The 230-nt window shown below is 37.8% G+C and carries 1 protein-coding gene; it reads left to right on the top strand.

What is annotated here, in order from left to right:
• On the top strand, positions 1-230 hold a 230-nt coding region (locus AOA60_RS32020; protein WP_218241029.1), incomplete at both ends, for a hypothetical protein.

Genomic DNA, 230 nt, shown 5'->3' with positions numbered 1-230 from the left:
ATAGTGTTGATACTGAAGAAGAAGTTGAATCTGAGGAGTCTGACACTGACACTGAGACTGCGAGTGACGTACCAGAAAAGCCTGAAGTTTTAACAATGTGGGTTAATGATGAAGATGCACAATTAGATGCTTATGAGTTAATTACAGAACGTTTTACTGAAGAATATGGAATCCCTGTTGATATAACTCCTTATTCGATGCTTGAACAAACTGATGGCCTTTCACTAGAT

This window comes from Pseudomonas sp. 2822-17 (assembly GCF_002742485.1).
In the GTDB taxonomy this organism is placed as follows: Bacteria; Pseudomonadota; Gammaproteobacteria; order Pseudomonadales; family Pseudomonadaceae; genus Aquipseudomonas; species Aquipseudomonas cyclaminis.
The sequence above is the reverse complement of the archived record's forward strand: the minus strand, read 5'-3'. Positions and strand labels throughout refer to the sequence as shown.